At 40.8% G+C, this 17,497-nt stretch carries 16 protein-coding genes and 1 pseudogene; 9 read left to right on the top strand and 8 right to left on the bottom strand.

The annotated features are described in order from the left end of the window. Nucleotides 1–14: 14 nt before the first annotated feature. Entirely contained in the window at nucleotides 15–1,043 is a 1,029-nt protein-coding gene (locus ACZ42E_RS08850; RefSeq protein WP_464891970.1) for a glycosyltransferase family 4 protein, read from the top strand. A gap of 18 nt (nucleotides 1,044–1,061) precedes the next feature. Here ACZ42E_RS08850 and ACZ42E_RS08855 read toward each other — a convergent pair whose 3' ends face one another. Both ACZ42E_RS08855 and ACZ42E_RS08860 read right to left on the bottom strand, forming a co-directional pair. Continuing rightward, a complete protein-coding gene (locus ACZ42E_RS08855) occupies nucleotides 1,062–1,916 on the bottom strand; it encodes a DegV family protein (RefSeq protein ID WP_464891971.1) in 855 nt (284 codons plus the stop codon). A 178-nt stretch (nucleotides 1,917–2,094) separates the two neighbouring features. After that, a complete protein-coding gene (locus tag ACZ42E_RS08860) occupies nucleotides 2,095–4,281 on the bottom strand; it encodes an acetyl-CoA hydrolase/transferase C-terminal domain-containing protein (RefSeq protein WP_464893519.1) in 2,187 nt (728 codons plus the stop codon). Between the two features lie 267 nt (nucleotides 4,282–4,548). Between ACZ42E_RS08860 and ACZ42E_RS08865 the strand changes: the two genes are divergently transcribed. The 3 genes from ACZ42E_RS08865 to ACZ42E_RS08875 all read left to right on the top strand — a co-directional run bounded on the left by ACZ42E_RS08865 (nucleotide 4,549) and on the right by ACZ42E_RS08875 (nucleotide 7,845). Then, on the top strand, nucleotides 4,549–5,328 hold the full coding sequence (locus ACZ42E_RS08865) for an enoyl-CoA hydratase/isomerase family protein (RefSeq protein ID WP_464891972.1): 780 nt from the start codon (nucleotides 4,549–4,551) through the stop codon (nucleotides 5,326–5,328). A 169-nt stretch (nucleotides 5,329–5,497) separates the two neighbouring features. Next, nucleotides 5,498–6,265 carry a 3-hydroxyacyl-CoA dehydrogenase gene (locus ACZ42E_RS08870; RefSeq protein ID WP_464891973.1) on the top strand — a complete coding sequence of 256 codons (768 nt, stop codon included), beginning with the start codon at nucleotides 5,498–5,500 and terminating at the stop codon, nucleotides 6,263–6,265. 131 nt (nucleotides 6,266–6,396) lie between these two features. After that, nucleotides 6,397–7,845, top strand: a complete 1,449-nt coding sequence (locus tag ACZ42E_RS08875; RefSeq protein WP_464891974.1) for a metallophosphoesterase family protein — start codon at nucleotides 6,397–6,399, stop codon at nucleotides 7,843–7,845. Between the two features lie 32 nt (nucleotides 7,846–7,877). Here ACZ42E_RS08875 and ACZ42E_RS08880 read toward each other — a convergent pair whose 3' ends face one another. Next, nucleotides 7,878–10,010, bottom strand: a complete 2,133-nt coding sequence (locus tag ACZ42E_RS08880) for a Tex family protein (protein ID WP_464891975.1) — start codon at nucleotides 10,008–10,010, stop codon at nucleotides 7,878–7,880. Between the two features lie 842 nt (nucleotides 10,011–10,852). Here ACZ42E_RS08880 and ACZ42E_RS08885 point away from each other — a divergent pair. Together ACZ42E_RS08885 and ACZ42E_RS08890 are read left to right on the top strand one after the other, a co-directional pair. After that, nucleotides 10,853–11,476 (top strand): hypothetical protein, encoded by a 624-nt coding sequence (locus tag ACZ42E_RS08885; protein WP_464891976.1) that lies wholly within the window; start codon nucleotides 10,853–10,855, stop codon nucleotides 11,474–11,476. Between the two features lie 58 nt (nucleotides 11,477–11,534). Further along, nucleotides 11,535–11,756 carry a hypothetical protein gene (locus tag ACZ42E_RS08890; RefSeq protein ID WP_464891977.1) on the top strand — a complete coding sequence of 74 codons (222 nt, stop codon included), beginning with the start codon at nucleotides 11,535–11,537 and terminating at the stop codon, nucleotides 11,754–11,756. A gap of 81 nt (nucleotides 11,757–11,837) precedes the next feature. On the opposite strand, the pseudogene ACZ42E_RS08895 reads toward ACZ42E_RS08890, so the two are convergent. Continuing rightward, a pseudogene (locus ACZ42E_RS08895) lies at nucleotides 11,838–11,984 on the bottom strand (HAD hydrolase-like protein); the annotation flags it as partial. 183 nt (nucleotides 11,985–12,167) lie between these two features. Here ACZ42E_RS08895 and trhA point away from each other — a divergent pair. From trhA to ACZ42E_RS08910, 3 genes are all read left to right on the top strand, one after another. After that, the gene (gene trhA / locus ACZ42E_RS08900; RefSeq protein ID WP_464893520.1) at nucleotides 12,168–12,812 is read left to right on the top strand and encodes a PAQR family membrane homeostasis protein TrhA; all 645 of its coding nucleotides are present in this window, start codon (nucleotides 12,168–12,170) and stop codon (nucleotides 12,810–12,812) included. A 363-nt stretch (nucleotides 12,813–13,175) separates the two neighbouring features. Then, nucleotides 13,176–13,937 (top strand): hypothetical protein, encoded by a 762-nt coding sequence (locus ACZ42E_RS08905; protein WP_464891978.1) that lies wholly within the window; start codon nucleotides 13,176–13,178, stop codon nucleotides 13,935–13,937. A gap of 8 nt (nucleotides 13,938–13,945) precedes the next feature. Then, the gene (locus ACZ42E_RS08910; protein ID WP_464891979.1) at nucleotides 13,946–14,353 is read left to right on the top strand and encodes a hypothetical protein; all 408 of its coding nucleotides are present in this window, start codon (nucleotides 13,946–13,948) and stop codon (nucleotides 14,351–14,353) included. 188 nt (nucleotides 14,354–14,541) lie between these two features. Here ACZ42E_RS08910 and ACZ42E_RS08915 read toward each other — a convergent pair whose 3' ends face one another. From ACZ42E_RS08915 to ymfI, 4 genes are all read right to left on the bottom strand, one after another. Further along, the gene (locus tag ACZ42E_RS08915) at nucleotides 14,542–15,216 is read right to left on the bottom strand and encodes an HAD family hydrolase (protein WP_464891980.1); all 675 of its coding nucleotides are present in this window, start codon (nucleotides 15,214–15,216) and stop codon (nucleotides 14,542–14,544) included. Nucleotides 15,217–15,299: 83 nt separating this feature from the next. Continuing rightward, entirely contained in the window at nucleotides 15,300–16,037 is a 738-nt protein-coding gene (locus ACZ42E_RS08920) for a flavodoxin family protein (RefSeq protein ID WP_464891981.1), read from the bottom strand. 95 nt (nucleotides 16,038–16,132) lie between these two features. After that, nucleotides 16,133–16,600, bottom strand: coding sequence for a response regulator (locus ACZ42E_RS08925; protein WP_464891982.1), 468 nt, complete (start codon nucleotides 16,598–16,600; stop codon nucleotides 16,133–16,135). A gap of 40 nt (nucleotides 16,601–16,640) precedes the next feature. Next, nucleotides 16,641–17,402 carry an elongation factor P 5-aminopentanone reductase gene (gene ymfI / locus ACZ42E_RS08930; protein WP_464891983.1) on the bottom strand — a complete coding sequence of 254 codons (762 nt, stop codon included), beginning with the start codon at nucleotides 17,400–17,402 and terminating at the stop codon, nucleotides 16,641–16,643. Nucleotides 17,403–17,497: the final 95 nt, after the last annotated feature.

The following is a 17,497-nucleotide window of genomic DNA, read 5'->3' on the forward strand; positions in this document are numbered from 1 at the left end:
GAAGGGGTTTAAAAATGAGAATAGCTCTTTTATCACCAATTGCCTGGCGTACCCCTCCCAGCCACTATGGTCCCTGGGAAAGGGTTGTATCACTTCTTGCTGAAGGGCTGGTTAAAAAAAACATAGATGTGACCCTTTTTGCTACCGGAAATTCTGTTACTTCCGGTAAACTTTCTTTTATCTGTCCTTATCCTTATGAAGAAAACAGGGATATAGACCCCAAGGTCTGGGAAGCACTGCATATATCACATTTATTTGAGCAGGCAGAAAATTTCGATCTTATCCATAATCATTACGATTTTCTTCCTTTAACCTACAGCCGTCTGGTTAAAACTCCAGTCCTGACAACTATACACGGCTTTTCATCAGAGAAAATACTGCCTGTATATAAGAAATACAACCAGAACACCTATTATGTCTCAATAAGCAATGCTGACAGAAGGCCCGAACTTGATTATATTGCTACCGTTTACCACGGAATAGACTTAAGCGAATTCACCTTTCAGGAAAAAAGCAGCGATTACCTGGTATATTTAGGCCGTATTCATGAAGACAAAGGTACCAAAGAAGCCATACAGATTGCCAAAAAAGCCGGCCGCAAGCTATATATAGCCGGCATAATTCAGGATCAAAACTATTTTAAAACCTGTGTCAAACCTCATATTGATAACCAGAATATAATTTATATAGGATCAGTAGAACCTTATGCGCGCAATATACTTCTTGGAGGCGCTTATGCCCTTCTGCATCCCATAAACTTTAACGAACCTTTCGGCTTAAGTGTTGTAGAGGCCATGGCCTGCGGCACACCGGTTATAGCCTTTAACCGCGGATCTATGCCGGAAGTTATAAAAGATGGGGTAACCGGCTTTTTAGTAAATAATATAGAAGAGGCGGCCGCCAGAATTAAAAATATCCCGGATATAAAGCGTGCTGACTGCCGAAGGTGGGTAGCAGAAAGGTTTAGCCAGGAAAGAATGGTAGAAGATTATATTAAAATTTATGAAAAAATACTCAACAAAAATACAGGCAAGGCTTTTTAGCCCTGCCTTTGCCCTGTATTATCCTTTGTTGAGGAAAAACACCGAGTAAGTTCCAGCTCCCACATGGGAACCAATAGCCGCTCCAATTTCAGAAATAATAAAATCCTTGCAGCCAAATCTTTGTTCAATCATTTCCTTTATTTCCAGAGCCCCTTCATAGTCAGCTGAATGGTTAATGCCAATAAGCTGGGAAGGCAAATCATCAGCTGCCCTCTCTTCCATAATTTCAAGCATTCTCTTCTTAGCTTTTTTAAGCCCCTTTACCTTCTCCAGGGGAACTATTTTGCCATCAACAAAATGCAGTATAAGCTTTATATTTAAAAGATTTCCCAAAACTGCTGAAGTCGCGCTTACTCTTCCTCCTCTTTTAAGCATTTCAAAATTGCCTACAACAAATATATGTTCAATTCTTCTTACATTATCCTCGATTTCAGCAATAACCTCTTCCTTGCTCTTGCCATCCTTGATAGCTCTGGCTGCCCTTATAACAGTAAGCGCATATCCTACAGAGGCACTCTTGGAATCAATAACCGTTATCCTTTCCGGATTGACCAAATCCCTGGCTATGCAGGCCGACTGGTAGGTACCGCTTAATCCTGACGAAAAAGCAATATAAATTATTTCATCATCTGTTTCCTTCATAACCTTTTCAAATTCCTGCTGAAACTCAGCTGGATTTATCTGGGCAGTAGTAGGAACAACGCCTGGTTTAGAAATAAGCCGATAAAACTCAGCAGGGGTTATATCAAGCCGATCGCGATAAGTTTTGCCTTCTATAGTTACCGGCATGTGAAACATTCTTACTCCCAGGCTTTCTAATACTTCCCGGTCCAGATCACAGGCATTATCCGCATATAGCCTTATATTTCCCATAAATTTTTCCTCCCAATTTAGTTTTTCCATTTTTCGGCTATAATTTATACTAACTAAAATTCTATTACTTTATGCAGCTTTATACAACCCTGCAGGTTTTAAAACTTACAAAACTAAAAATAATAAGGGAGTAATACTCCCTTATTTTATATCCTTTATTTATATTTTTTATTATTTTTTAAATTCGTTTGCTGTTCCTTAAAGCAAAAACTACCATTTTTCTAAGCATTCTCTCTTTTACTCCTTTAGGCTGCGCCAGGTCTACCAGTTCCAAATAGCGATGAGCTGTCCTGGGTACCGGTCTGAATAATTCCAGGAAAAGTCCACCTGCCAGTTTTAAAGGATAACCGGTAGAAAGCGCTTTTAAGGCTTTAAGCGAACCTCCCAGTATTATTTCGTCCTGGGTAAGATCTGTGCCGTAGGGATGAGGTTTAAAATAGCCTTTCTGCTGATAGGGAGCTAAAATAGAGGCAATTTTCTCCGGTGTGTTGTTGCGGTATTCAGAAGGAATATCCCAATCTTTAGGTATTTTCCTGGCTTTTTTGGCTTCTTCCAGCAGTTGATCCTGAAATCTCGAATCAGCCACCTTAATCATTTCCATAATTACTTCTTTATCAGGCTTCCCTCTTATATCGGCAATCCCATATTCGGTTATAATAATATCCCGCAGGTGCTTGGGAACAGAGCAGTGGCCATAGCTGAATCTTATATTTGATTTCAAAGTCCTGCCAGTTCCCTTGACACTCTTTATAAGGATTATTGCTCTCGCATCAGGCAGAGCATGAGCCATTGATACAAAATTATACTGTCCTCCTATGCCGCTTACCACCCGGCCGTCTTCCAGCTGGTCGGAAGCTACTGCCCCCAAAAGGGTTGCTATCATGCCCGTATTGATAAACCGGGCATCTTTGCGCTGCAGCCTTCTTAGTTCTTCCCCTCCATAAAGCTGATTAACCCGGTCGACTCCCGACATCTGGAAAAGCTTTCTCTCTTCTTCACTCATATTATTTAAGGCATCATAAAAAGATTTAGGCCCGATAAAGAAAGCACCCAGCATAACATATCCATTCAAAAGCTTTTTACCCAGTATATTTCTTATCTCTCTTCGCGCTTTCTCATCATTCATATCAATTGAATATGGAATATCGCCATCTAGAATAACTCCTTCTGAAGATGAAAACTTCAACCCTGCTTTCAGAATCCCAAAATAGGTAAGAAACCTGAAATCCTCTTCTGTAAGCCGGGAGCTTATTGCCTTCATTTCCAGCAGCACATCTATTATATCTTCCCGGATATTATTTTCATCAAGTTCGCCCGCATTTATAAGTTTCATAAGCGGAATACTGTCATAAACCCTGCGTTTAAGAATCCCGCTCTTGTACATCTGCATAAAAGCGTCAATAAACATTTCTGAGGAGCCATAAAGCCCCTTTTCTAAAGGCTCTAATCCCCCCACCCTTTCGATAAGCTTTCCATATTTTTTATCGATGCCCATTTTCTCTATAATTTCTTTATAGACATCATTATGGTCATTGCGCATTATAAGGCCGTAAACGATAGCATCTCCTAAAGCCCCTATACCTACCTGGATAGTCCCTCCATCCTTTACCAAGGTACTGGCATGAAGCCCTATAGAATAATCAGATAAAGCCACCGCATCTTTGGGAGGAGCAAAAAGCGCATAGTTATAATAGGGGCCGCGCAGGATAATATCAAATTTTTCAGCCTCAATAATCGCATCCCCATACATAAAAGGCATATTTTCATTAACTTCCCCTATGATAGCTACCTTTTCGCCATTTTTCCTCTTCTCAAGCAGCAATTCCACGGCTTCCAGAGTAACATCCGGGTTGCAGGCAGTAGAATACATAACTTTGCCATCAATCTCCTTGACAGCCAAAAGTATGCCTATGACATTAGTGCCAAAATCAACCGCATCCCGGGGAACATGAGTATAGTTAGAACCTAGATGATTTTGCTGGAGTTCGGGGGAATGGAGATTGGCGCCAGCTTTGCAGAAAAATTCGTAAATTTCTACATTGGGAGGCAATCTGCCTTCACGGTAATCTATTATATAATCAAAATCAGGCACTCCTGCAAATACTCTATCAGCTATAGGCTTTAAAAATCTGCGCTCAAGTTCGGAATGGCCGCGCGGTTTTTCCAGGGAAAGAGCAGTTACTATCTTTAGCTTTATTTCCGGATCCTCTTTCGCCCGCCGGTAAAGTTCATTAACCAGACGGGCAGGCTTTCCTAAAGCCAAGGTCATGGCAAAAGTTATGTCTTTTCCTATATAATTGATAATTTCATCAACACACTTCTTAACATCATCAGTAATAACCCCCGCATTTAACTGCACCAGCATCACCTACCCCTTTCCCAGAATTTGTTTTTTAAAAATATATCAAACTCTTTTTAATAATATTTCAATTAAGACTAAAAAATTCCTTTATTTTTCTGAATATTATTTTTATTTTGAATTATCAATATTTTTTATTTTAGGATATAGGTAAATTTTATATATATTTATTCTGCTCATTAATATATGTGAACAGATTAATTTAAAGCAGGATTTTAATGTCCTTATATAGTATTAGGGATAATTAAATATTAAATATCAGGAGTGAAAATAATGTCTTATCCTCAGTATGAAACCCTGAAAATCGAAATGCTGGAAAACAACATCATGCTCCTTTCCCTTAACCGTCCCCAAAAACTTAACGCCGTAAATCGCAAAATGGCAGATGAACTCACCGATATATGGAAAAGGCTTAAGGAAGACCTGGCCACACGGGTAGTAATTCTTAAAGGAGAAGGGGAAAAAGGCTTTTGCGGCGGAGTAGATGTAAAGGAAGAGGTAGCACCTGATCTTTTAACTACCCCAGGATTTTACCAGTATCAAACCCAGCTGGGCTACCTGCAGTTAGCCATGCGGCAAATACCCCAGCCTATAATCGCTGTAATTCATGGGGCAGCTGCCGGGGCAGGTTTCAGTTTTGCCATGGCTTCTGATATAAGGATAATCTCACCTGATGCCAGATTCTCCGCTTTCTATATAAATGTAGGATTAGGGGGAGCCGATATGGGTTCCAGCTATTTTCTCCCCCGCCTTATAGGAGCTGGCAGAGCCTATGAATTCCTTTTAACTGGCCGTTTTATGACGGCTGAAGAAGCCGTCAGCCTGGGTTTTGTCTCCCGCTGTGTTCCCCGGGAAAAACTCCTCCCAACTGCTCTGGAACTGGCTAAAGAAATAGTGGCCAAAGACCCGCTTGCTATAAGGCTTACCAAAGAAGCCATAAACCAAAACCTGGACTGCGCAGGCCTGGAGGCAGCCCTTAAAATGGAAGACCGCAACCAGACCTTGATGATTATGCATAACCTGAGCAAAGGGCGGGAAAGACCTTTTGCCTAATTTCAATAAAAAGAATTTTCTGAATGTGAAATTTTTCTCCACCAATTTAAATTTTTATGTTATTATTAATTTAACATGACAGGAATTAAAATCCTGTTCATGGCCAAAGGGGTGGTGAAGCTTTTAAGGCTGCCCTTTTATCTAAAAAACAAAAAGGAGTGGGAATGTAATGAAGATCGCTGGCAAAACTGCTATCGTTACTGGTGGAGCTTCCGGATTGGGAGAAGCTGCAGTTATCCGTCTGCACAACGCAGGTGCCAATGTAGTAATCGCTGACCTCAACGAAGAAAACGGGAAAGCCCTGGCTGAAAAATTAGGGGAAAGAGCTGTTTTCGTAAAAGCCAACATGGTCTCAACTGACGACATTAAAAATGTTTGCGCTGTAGCCAAGGAAAAATTCGGAGCTATCCACATCCTGGTCAATAACGCTGGAATAGGTGCAGCAGGCCGCACCATCAGCAAGGATGGCCCCTACAACATTGACTGGTTCAAAATGGTTATCGAAATCAACCTTATCGGTGCTTTCAATATGCTCGCTCATGCTGCATTTGAAATGGACAAGAATGAGCCGGATGAAAGCGGTGAAAAAGGCGTTATCATCAATGTTTCCTCCGTTGCTGCTTTCGACGGACAGATCGGACAGGCTGCTTACTCTGCTTCCAAAGCCGGCGTAGTTGGCATGACTCTTCCTATCGCCCGCGACCTGGCCAGACACTGCATCCGTGTATGCACCATAGCTCCTGGTATATTTGATACCCCGATGATGAAAGCTCTGCCTGAACCTGCTCGCCAGTCCCTGGCTCAGCAAGTTCCCTTCCCGCAGAGACTCGGTAATCCCGATGAGTTTGCAATGCTCGTAGAACAGATTGTAGTAAACGGCTACATGAACGGCGAAACTATCCGCCTGGACGGCGCAATCCGCATGCAGCCCAAATAAATCGGCATATACTTGTAAAAGGGTGGCATTATGCCACCCTTTTTGGTTTTCCCGGAATAATCTTCTATCGCCTTAATATAAAACCTGGTGTAAAATAATAACCAGCCAAAAAGCATAATAAGGTGAAAACTATGCAGCACATAAAACGCAAAACCTCAAGATGCAGGAACCACAAGATTTTAAAGGCAGCGGTTTTACTCCTTACCAGCATATTTTTTGCCCTGGCAGGTGTTTATCTTCTGGGCCCGTCTACCTATAACATAGAGGGATTAACCCTCAAATTTTCCCTGGTTCCCTCATGCAACGGGCAAACGGTAATCAAACTGCCTCCTTTTGGCAGCATATCCGCTTTTACACATAATTCGCCATTACAATTGAATATCGAGCTTCTCTATATAGGGACTGATCTGGCACGTGAGCTTTTAAAATCTCATCAGCCATCCAGCTTTATCGAACAGCTGCGCATTCACATTCCCGGCCTTATTCCGTTTTTTATATTCAAACAGATAATCCTGGCACTGGCCAGTGCCTTTGTCATGACTTACCTTATATGGCGTTCTTCTTTTAAACAAACTTCATTGTCGTCAATTGCTGCCATAATCCTCTTATGCCTGGTATTGTGGCAAACCTTTGCCACCTATGATATAAGGGCATTTAAAGAACCTGAATACAGCGGGGTCATTGCGGTAGCTCCCAATCTTATACCAGAACCGGATAAACTGCTTTCCCAGCTGGATGAAGTGCAGAAACAAACGCGCCGGGCAGTATCCAATATTAAAGTGCTTTTCGCCCATGCCGAAAATTTTTCACTGGTCGGCAATCCTGCGGAAAGTTCCGAAGTAAAAAAAGTGCTGGTCGTAAGCGACCTGCACTCTAACCCAGTAGGGATAGAATTCATAACTTCCCTGGCACAAAGCTTCAAGGTAGATCTCATTATCGATGCCGGCGATCTTACCGATTTTGGTTCCGAAGCAGAAATCCAGGCCGTAGAAAAGCTGAAAGACCTTGATATACCTTACGTTTTTGCTTCCGGGAACCATGATACCCCGGAAACCTCTGCATTCATAAAAAGTCTAAAAAAAGGCATAATCCTTAAGGGAACAACCGTTGAGGTTTCCGGCCTTAAAATTCTGGGAACCGGGGATCCCCTGTCCGAAAGCCAGGAAGTCGTCATAACGGATGAAAAAGAATGGGAAAAAACGGTGCTTAAAAAAGTTCCCGAACTTTTAGACCAAAAAGAGGAAAAACCTGACATAGCAGTAATCCACCATCACAAAGCAGCTTTGGAGCTTGTCAAAACATTTCCTCTGGTGATACACGGACACAGCCACCGCCTGGAGATAGCAGAAGAAAGCGGCAATATAAGAATAAATCCGGGAACTGCAGGAGCAGCCGGACTTAGAGGATTATATGCCGAAAAAGGAGTACCCTATTCCGCAGTAATTCTTTATATAAAGCCTGGCGAAAAACTTCTGGCCTGCGATATAGTCAAATATGACCCTTTGTCTGACCGTTTTTTCATCGAACGCAAACTTTTTAAAAACGGGGTAAACAATAATTCTTCCATTCCTGAAGAATAGAAAAAAGGGGCTTTTAAGTAGCCCCTTTTGGCCTAAAATTTCATGGTAAGGGCAATCCTTCCCCTCTCCTTATCTACTGACAGCACTTCCACTTCCACAATTTGTCCAACCCCCACCACTTCCAAAGGATGTTTTACATATCCTGAAGCAAGTTCAGAAATATGGACAAGCCCGCTGTTTTTTACCCCGATATCTACAAAAGCTCCAAAATCAACAACATTGGTGACAGTTCCTTTAAGCCTCATGCCCGGTTTTAAATCATCCATGGTAAGAACATCCTGCCTGAATACCGGGGGTGGCAGCTCTTCCCGGGGGTCTCTTCTTTTATGCACCAGGCTTTCCACCATGTCTTCCAGGGTAGGAAGCCCTATAGCAAGCTTTTCTGCCATCTCTTTAAGAGATATGCCCGATAATACCTCTTTTGCGCGGGCAGTCCCGATTTCTTCCGCTTTAAGAGCTAGAAGGGATAAAAGCTTATAGGCTGCAGGATAAGATTCCGGATGAATAGCAGTCGCATCCAGAGGTTCATCACCATCATCTATCCTTAAAAATCCGGCACATTGTTCAAAAGCTTTGGCTCCCAGTCGCGGCACCTTTAACAGGTCCCGGCGGTTTTTAAACTTGCCGTTCTCTTCCCGGTATTTTACAATATTGGCAGCCACCGTACTGTTGATGCCTGCTACATAGCTCAAAAGAGAGGAGGAAGCCGTATTAACATCAACTCCTACATAGTTGACAACCGATTCCACCACCCAGGAAAGCTTTTCATCAAGCATTTTAGGGTTCACATCATGCTGGTACTGACCCACCCCGATGGATCTAGGTTCAATTTTAACCAGCTCTGCCAGGGGATCCTGCAGCCTCCTGGCAATAGATACCGCGCTCCTCTCTGCCACATCAAGTTCGGGAAATTCTTTTATACCCAGCTCAGAAGCCGAATAGACACTGGCGCCTGCTTCATTTACGATAATATAAGAAAGGTTATATCCCTCATGTTCTCTTATAAATTCAGCTACAAACTGCTCGGTTTCCCGGGAGGCAGTTCCATTTCCGATGGCAATTATATCAATGTTATACTGCCTTACCAGCCGGTCAAATACCTGTTTGGCTTCTTCTATCTTCTTCTGGGGTGGGGTAGGGTAAACTACCCCGGTTTCCAGAAGCTTTCCGGTTTCATCCACTACTGCCCATTTGCATCCGGTGCGGTAAGCCGGATCTACTCCCAGCACTATCCGTTTTTTAACCGGTGGGGTGAGCAAAAGGTTTCTCAGATTGGCGGCAAAAATCTCCACTGCATGAACTTCCGCCTTTTCTGTAAGTTCATTTCTTATCTCCCTGATTACCGAAGGCTCTATAAGCCTCTTATAGGCATCTTCTGCCGCTTTTTTTATATAATCCTCAGCATCGGGATTAAAAGCCTTATAATATAAAGCTATATGTTCATATACCTTTTCCCGCTCTGCTTCCACATCTACCTTGATATATCCTTCCCTTTCCCCCCGGTTTATTGCCAGTATCCGATGGGATGGCATTTTAGCCACCGGTTCCCGGTAATCATAGTACATCTGATACACCGACTCTTTTTCGGGATCTTCTGCCCTGCATACTATAATTCCGGTACGCCTTATAAAATTGCGCACCCAGGCTCTTATTTCAGCATCATCTGCTATTTCCTCGGCAATTATATCCATAGCCCCTTTAAGCGCATCACTTACTGTTTCTACCTGTTCAGACAGGTATTTTTGTGCTTCCTTCTCCGGGCTTCCCTGGCCTTTAACCAGAAAAAGAGCCAGCCCCTCCAGGCCCTTTTCCCGGGCTATCATAGCCCGGGTCCTCTTTTTCGGCCTGAACGGACGGTATATATCTTCCACAGCAGTTACATTGGGAGCATTGATAATCTTCTCTTCCAGCTCCGGAGTAAGCTTTCCCTGTTCTCCTATAAGCCGGATAACTTCTTCCTTTCTGGCTTCCAGGTTGCGGTAAAGCCTCAAAAGTTCCGCAATCTTCCTTATCTCTACTTCATTTAACCCCCCGGTAACCTCCTTGCGGTAGCGGGCAATAAAAGGGACTGTATTGTCAGCATCCAAAAGCTTTACTGTATTTTCTACCTGCTTTTTATTAATGCCTGTCTCTGCGGCCACCCGATTTAAAAGTTTATCTTGCATTCTAACCTCCTCATTTTTTGAAATTAATATAGCTACTACATCTTGTTGCACTCTCAACCGTATAAAAACTCTATTGACAAAAAAATAAGTAGTAAAAATTCATAGAATCATATCCCGGTAATTACTTTATACTTGTTTTTTTTTGCTTTATTTTATAATTTTTCTATAATTTAGCAAGAAAAGGAGTGGTATGAATTGTTCTTATATTAATAATAAACCAAAAATAATCTATTGATCTTACTGAAAAGGAGGCGACATATGATGATATTTTCTAAAAAACATTTTTTTCTATAATTTTATATTTTCTATGGTATTTTATTTAATTTTTTTATTTCCCACTTTTGCAATAGCAGCAAATTCTTATACATCAGTTACCAGAGTAGTCTCTGTTATCTGGAATGTAAACGGACTTCCTTACTCTGTTCAAACTATAAGTTGGGTCAGTATAGATGGAATAGCATTTGATAATGAACTGAGATTAGACAAATTTTCCGTATCTGGTGCAATTGTCAATGCTGGAAGTTATTTTTTTAGAATGAATCAAACGCATACAAACAGCGACCTGTATTCAGGAAATACTAAAGTTATAACTTACCCTCAAACAAGTTTATCTTACTTTCCCATTTTAATATCTTCCAACTGGCAAAGGTGGGATAACTACGGTGAAAAAAACAATTGCAACAAGTGGTTTAATTCAAACTATACATGCAAAACAATCGTTAACTCATGGTGGCATTCATCCGAGACTTTTCCTTCAAATTCATATCCTAATTATACACACATCTTCTATAATCCCTCCTCAGGCTGAGTTAACAGTTAAGAAAGGAGAGTATGAATATAAGATGAAAGCAAAGCAAAGCCTATTAATAATCATTCCTGTCCTGGTAGCTGGCATAACCTTTTCCCTGGCATCTGGCAAGCTTACAGCCATATCCCCCTTCTTCCAGCTGGGGGAAAAAATAGCCTGGGAGAAAAACCATAAAGAAAACGAACAGGTAATACTCCTCGTCAATGGTGAGCCAATTACCCGTAAAGATTTTAATATTCAGAAAATACTGCTGGAAGCCGGGGGAATAAAGGCAACCGATGAAGAAATAATAAATAAGCTTATCGAAACCCAGGTGCTTTATCAAGAAGCCAAAAAACGCCATCTGGTTCCTGACCTTAAAGAAGCAGAAGCATTTGCCCAGCAGCAAAAACAGATGCTTACTTCCCACCCTAAACCGGAAAATGCTGACCTTATACTTGAATATATAAAAGGCCAGGGGCTTACTATCGATGAATTTTTCTCCCAAAATATCGAAGGTTACCAAAAAGGCCTGGCTTTAGCTAACCTGCGCAGTACAATTGAAAAAGAACAGGAAGAAAAAAGCGGAGAGCAGATAAATGCAGCAGCCCGAGAACAGAACTGGAATGATTTTAAACAAAAACTCATTAAGCAGGCTAAAATCGAATATATAAATTAATCCATTCTTCGTTAAATAAAGGCGGGTTAAAACCTGCCTTTTTCATCATCCCGTGATTTTGCCACCTTTGAGTAATACGGACATAGGAGAAGTTTTTTTCAGCTATCAAATGCCTGGAAACAGCGTCAGTGGCAGACGCCACCTGGACAGAGCGACTAAAAGTATCACTTCATATACGTCAAGCCAGGGAGGATTTATGCCCAGCAATTTTGAAGACCATATAAACCTTAGAATCGAGTGGAAGGGAAAGGAAGAAAATTTTGAGCTGCAAAGGAAGTAAAATATCAATATGATTAAAAGGATTGGCTCTGGCTAACCTGCATCAGTCAGGGGAAAAAGAACAGGAAAAATGGAGAAAAGAAGGCCCTATAAATTTGGTGAGCTTTTCTAAATCATTTTCTTCTATCCCCATTTTACTTAAGGCATACTGTACCGATCTGGTTATCCCCAGCTTAGGGTCAGTTAAAGTGCCATTCAGGTCAAAAAGTATAACTTCATATTCTGCCATATAAAATCCTCCACTATCTGCTGGCAAAATCACTTTGCCTGCTGTTGCATTATTTTGGCAATAGTTTATAATTAAACAGCAGCAGCCGTTAATTTTAAACTTATGATACAGAAAGGAAGAAAAACCATGACAGCTTCTAATTCCCAGACCAGCAGTTCTGCCATCATACCGGCCCATAGCTTTATATATAAAACTTTCCGCGACCCGGTAAGCAGTATATCCCACTTTATAGGAGCACTACTGTCTGTGGTGGGATTATATTTCCTGCTGAAAAAAAGTTTACCTGTCGGCAGCAACAAATACCTTATATCTGCTCTGGTTTTTGGCATAAGCCTTATTCTGCTTTATACTGCCAGCGGGGTCTACCATATGTATAACCATGCTCCCCAAATTATTGCGGTTCTGCGCCGCATTGACCACATGATGATATATGTGCTTATTGCCGGCACCTATACCCCTTTGTGCCTTTTAGCCCTGCCTGGATGGTGGGGGAAAGGCTTGCTTATAGCCATATGGTCCTTTGCCCTGATCGGCATAATGCTTAAACTTTTCTTTTTTAATATGCCACGCATTTTCTCCACCCTGCTCTATATAATCATGGGCTGGCTGGCCATCATAGCACTAGTTCCTTTATCTAACGTGCTGGGCATAAAAGGCATGGCTTTTCTCCTTTTGGGAGGGCTTTTTTATACCATCGGGGGAATAATATATGCTTTTAAATGGCCTCATATAAGTTCGAAAATATGGGGTTTTCATGAGATTTTCCACATTTTCATCCTGCTGGGGAGTTTATGCCATTTTTTGATGATTTATATATATGTAATTTAATTTTTCTCTATCCCCATTAGATAAAATTTATATCCCCCTTTAATTTTTATAAATAATTCCCCACCAGATTAACTAAAAACATTTCTTTGGCATTTAAGTCTTTCCTGAGCTCAATAAATATTCCTCAAAATATTTATTGACTTTTAGTTTTTCTGTCCAAGCTAGGTACTAGCGCAGAATCTTTCCTCATAACTATTTCGTAAAGTATACAATTCAATCCCAAATTTCAACCAAACACTCTTATAAACCTGTTTTGGGAAGGAAAATATTTTATAATTTTTCTAAATTTAACAAATAAAGGAGAGAGCAGATTGCTTATTTTTAAAATTAATTAATTTGTATAAAAGGGGCGGTGATAGGTAAATGAGAAAATTAGTAACGGTATTTTTGATAGTTTTTTTAGCTATTTATTCTAATCCTTGTTCAGCCTTCGGATTAGAAAAAAATTTGTATGATTCTGATAAAAAAATTATATTAAAAGAGTACCAACATGATAATAATTTAAATAACATATTAAAATATCCCCAAATATCTGATGAGTTACCAACAGGCGAAAAGATATCTGCTTTTGTAAATGGACAAAGAATTAATTGTTATATTATTAAGGAAAAATTTAGAGATATTTTAAACCTCCAAACTAATCAAATAGAAAATATTTATCTAATCACAGTCTTAGCTACTGACTCATATACAGATGAAAAAAATCGAACTGATCCTGCTATAACAACCCGTGCCTATGTAAGAGCATATTTTACAGGAAGTCAGACTAGAAATGGAGTTACATTCAACAGAATATCTAAATGGGAAGGTAGATATGATAGGTTAGATAATACTGTAACATATATTACTACAAAAGTATATGCTAGAGCTTTTGGTGAAACTTATAACGGCACTACGATAGGCAACTCTCCTTTTAGTACTGCTTTTGCTGCTAGAAATATTGATAATACTGGGCAATGGTATACATTAAGTCCCTACTGGAGCAACGAGTATATTGCTCAAACCCCTATTATGGGACAAATGGGTGGAACATATATTAAAATAAAGCGTGGGTCTTCTAATCCTTGGACTTTGGAAATCAGAATACAAGAGTATGGTTTGCAGGACTGGAGTTATGGAGGCTAAAAAAACTAATGAAAAAACAGGCTTTTTTATGGCTGCTAACAGTTATATCTATCCTTATCCTAACTATATATAGTGTTTATACATACCATAATGATAATAAAAAGATATTTTTTACTGGTAAAGGACAAAAATGGGAAGCCCAGTTAGTAATGACTATCAAAGAAGATGAAGTATCAGAATTTCTGGAGATAATATACCTCGGTTCAAATCCAGAGGACATAGGAGAAGTTTTTTTCAGCTATCAAATGCCTGGAAACAGCGTCAGTGGCAGACGCCACCTGGACAGAGCGACTAAAAGTATCACTTCATATACGTCAAGCCAGGGAGGATTTATGCCCAGCAATTTTGAAGACCATATAAACCTTAGAATCGAGTGGAAGGGAAAGGAAGAAAATTTTGAGCTGCAAAGGAAGTAAAATATCAATATGATTAAAAGGATTGGCTCTGGCTAACCTGCATCAGTCAGGGGAAAAAGAACAGGAAAAATGGAGAAACAGCTTGATGCGGCTACCCAAGAAAAGAACGGGGATAGTTTTAAGCAGCAGCTAATAAGCCAGGCGAAAATTGCATATAAAGAGCTGCCCTTATCTTGCACAAAGGCAGGCTAAAACCCTGCCTTTATTTCATTTCCCAGTAAAAATATTTTGAGTTCTTCTACCGTCCATACCACATAATCAGCACCTGCCTGCCTGAACTCCTCTTCACATCCGTAGCCGTAGCCTACTGCTACTGCTTTTACATTATTGCGGTGAGCCCCTATAATATCATGTTTGCGGTCCCCTACCATGACCGCTTTGCCTGCATCGTCTATTCCCAGGACCTTCAAGGTTTCCTCTATCACTTCCCCTTTATCCACCCGGCTGCCATCCAGGTGGCTGCCTACCACTGCTGCAAAATATTTATCTATTGCAAAGTGCCTCAGTATTTTTTCCGCAAAAACAGTCGGTTTGGAAGTGGCCACTGCCAGAGTCAAACCGCAGTCATACAACTCCTGTAAAAGCTCAGGTATCCCTTCATAAACCCTGTTTTCAAAAATACCTTTTACCGCAAAATACTCCCGGTAAAACTCTACCGCCTGCCAGGCCTCTTTTTCGTCAAAACCGTAAAAATCCTGAAAAGAATAGGCTAAAGGAGGCCCTATGAATCTGGTTAGTTTGTCCAAATCATTCTCCTTTATCCCCATTTTATTTAGGGCATACTGTACCGATCTGGTTATTCCCAGCCTGGGGTCAGTTAAAGTGCCATCCAGGTCAAATAATATATTTTCATATCTTGGCATATACTGGTCCTCCATTTTCAAGGCAATAAAAAAGTATAGAAGGTATCCCTTCTATACAGCTAATATACCATATTTATTTGGTTTTACTCTACTTCTCTCTTTTCCTTCCACCGGTCAATTTCCCACTGCCAGTATTTATTGCCTTCTCTTATAAAAGTTTCCTGGTCTATAAAATCCTGCTGGATAACCTTCATAGTTTCTTCTTTTATAGCTCCCTCTCTTACATACTGCGCTCCTGCCTCCCGCATAGCTGCCAGTATCTCTTCTTTTTTCGCCTTAAAAGGAGGAGCTACCAGAAACTCAGCTGCTGGCCTGTATATTTCCGCTTTTATATTCATAAATCCCCGGCCTTCCATAAATTTCAGCCATTCATGAATAGGTTTGAAATGCTCCATTTCCGGGAATCCGCATACCGATATTATAATCTTGTCTTTGCTTTTTTCCCCATAACGCAAAGGATGGGTACATATGCCATCTTTAAGTTCAAAGAAGGGTTCGGCAAAAATCATGGTCCGGTCTAAAAAATTCTTAAATAAAGCGGTAGGCCCAAAAAAGTACATGGGAAAAGCCCATACTTCCAGATCCGCTTCTTTAAGGATTTCGATAATCTTGGGCATGTCATCCTTAAGCGCACATTTCCCAGGGGTTTTTGTCCAGCAGGTATAGCAGCCGGTGCAGAATTTTATATCATATTCATTAAGGTTAATAAGTTCAACCTCCGCTCCTTCTTCCCGGCAGCCATTAAGAAAAGCATCTAAAAGCCAGTAAGTCTTGGATATTTTTCCCCTGCGCGGCGAACCATAAACAGCAGCTATTTTCATAAAAAAATACCTCCTATTTTTATTCTTAAGGAGGTATTCTATTTCCTATTTAAAAATTCCTTCTTTAAAATAAATTATCAGCAAACAAAATTTTGTTACAACCTGGCCCCACAAAAAGGACAGAAGAAATAACTCTTTCCTTCCCTGGTCAAATCCTGTCCGCAATAGGGGCAAAAGCGAAAACTTATCTTTTCTTCGGCAAGAAGCATCTTCAACTGTTCCAGGGTGGCTGGGGTTTTCAATACCCCATCTACTCCTTTAGCTCGATAGTCATCCAGATTCAGGTGATTGCAGGAGGAAAGATAACACTTTATACCCGGCCATTCTTCTTTTATCAGTTTTATAAGCTCATCTCCGCTTATATTGCGCATAGTCAGGTTTACAATAACCGCTTCGGGAGAAAAATTTTTTATATTTTGCAGGCAATAATACTCGTCTACCGCCTCTACCTGAAAATCAAGCCTGGCCAGCTGGTCTTTCAAGATATACCTTTCCAGCCGGGAATCATTAATAACCAGTACCCTGCGCATAAAAAGCCCCCCGGCACAAATTCTTACCTTCACTATTCGCTTCCCGTATACAAAATCCTTCCTTAATTAAGGGTTATACAGTTAAAAATCCTCCATCTACGGTAATAACCTGGCCATTTATATAAGAAGCCCTGTCAGATGCCAGAAAAAGGCAAAGACAGGCAATATCCTCAGGAGTTCCCAGCCTTAAGGAAGGTATTTCTCCTTTTAAATCTTCTATTTCCTCTGCTGTTAATTCTTCTTCCAGCATATCTGTCTTTATAACCCCGGGTGCTATGGCATTAACGGTAATACCTGAATATCCTGCTTCTTTAGCCAGAGATTTTGTAAAAGCTATAACCCCTCCTTTGGAAGCAGCATAAGCTGCCTCCATAGAAGCGCCAGCAATCCCCCAGATAGAAGAAATATTAATTATGCGCCCATACCTCTTTCTTATCATGGCCGGCAAGGCTCTCCGGCAGCAGAGGAAAACCCCTTTAAGGTTGGTATTAATAACCTTGTCCCACTCTTCTTCACTGGTATCAGTAACTAGCCTGCGCAGGGAAATCCCGGCATTATTCACCAGTATATCAACTTCTCCCCATAATCTTTCTACTTCGCCAAACATAAAATCTACTTCTTCTGCATCTCCTACATCAGCCTTGACAACCAGCGCTTTTCCACCTGCTTTTTCTATCCTATCTGCCAGTTCAAACGCTCTCTCCCGGGAAGCATTATAATTTATGGCTACCCTGGCCCCTGCTTTGGCCAGTTCTTCTGCTATGCCGGCACCAATTCCCCGGCTGCTTCCGGTAATTAATGCAATTTTTCCCGTCAAATCAAAATACCTGTCCAAACAGCTCTCCTCCGTATAAACTGAAACAGAGAACCGTCCCCCTGTTTCATCTTGCTTTTTTTTGATACATATGTTATTTTTTGTATAATGATTTT

The sequence above is a fragment of the Thermosyntropha tengcongensis genome, from assembly GCF_055381335.1.

What these genes read in the sequence shown, in the direction of transcription:
- ACZ42E_RS08850 (WP_464891970.1), top strand. Translation starts at nt 15, where the DNA reads ATGAGAATAGCTCTTTTATCACCAATTGCCTGGCGTACCCCTCCCAGC.
- ACZ42E_RS08855 (WP_464891971.1), bottom strand. Translation starts at nt 1,916, where the DNA reads ATGGGAAATATAAGGCTATATGCGGATAATGCCTGTGATCTGGACCGG.
- ACZ42E_RS08860 (WP_464893519.1), bottom strand. Translation starts at nt 4,281, where the DNA reads ATGCTGGTGCAGTTAAATGCGGGGGTTATTACTGATGATGTTAAGAAG.
- ACZ42E_RS08865 (WP_464891972.1), top strand. Translation starts at nt 4,549, where the DNA reads ATGTCTTATCCTCAGTATGAAACCCTGAAAATCGAAATGCTGGAAAAC.
- ACZ42E_RS08870 (WP_464891973.1), top strand. Translation starts at nt 5,498, where the DNA reads ATGAAGATCGCTGGCAAAACTGCTATCGTTACTGGTGGAGCTTCCGGA.
- ACZ42E_RS08875 (WP_464891974.1), top strand. Translation starts at nt 6,397, where the DNA reads ATGCAGCACATAAAACGCAAAACCTCAAGATGCAGGAACCACAAGATT.
- ACZ42E_RS08880 (WP_464891975.1), bottom strand. Translation starts at nt 10,010, where the DNA reads ATGCAAGATAAACTTTTAAATCGGGTGGCCGCAGAGACAGGCATTAAT.
- ACZ42E_RS08885 (WP_464891976.1), top strand. Translation starts at nt 10,853, where the DNA reads ATGAAAGCAAAGCAAAGCCTATTAATAATCATTCCTGTCCTGGTAGCT.
- ACZ42E_RS08905 (WP_464891978.1), top strand. Translation starts at nt 13,176, where the DNA reads ATGAGAAAATTAGTAACGGTATTTTTGATAGTTTTTTTAGCTATTTAT.
- ACZ42E_RS08910 (WP_464891979.1), top strand. Translation starts at nt 13,946, where the DNA reads ATGAAAAAACAGGCTTTTTTATGGCTGCTAACAGTTATATCTATCCTT.
- ACZ42E_RS08915 (WP_464891980.1), bottom strand. Translation starts at nt 15,216, where the DNA reads ATGCCAAGATATGAAAATATATTATTTGACCTGGATGGCACTTTAACT.
- ACZ42E_RS08920 (WP_464891981.1), bottom strand. Translation starts at nt 16,037, where the DNA reads ATGAAAATAGCTGCTGTTTATGGTTCGCCGCGCAGGGGAAAAATATCC.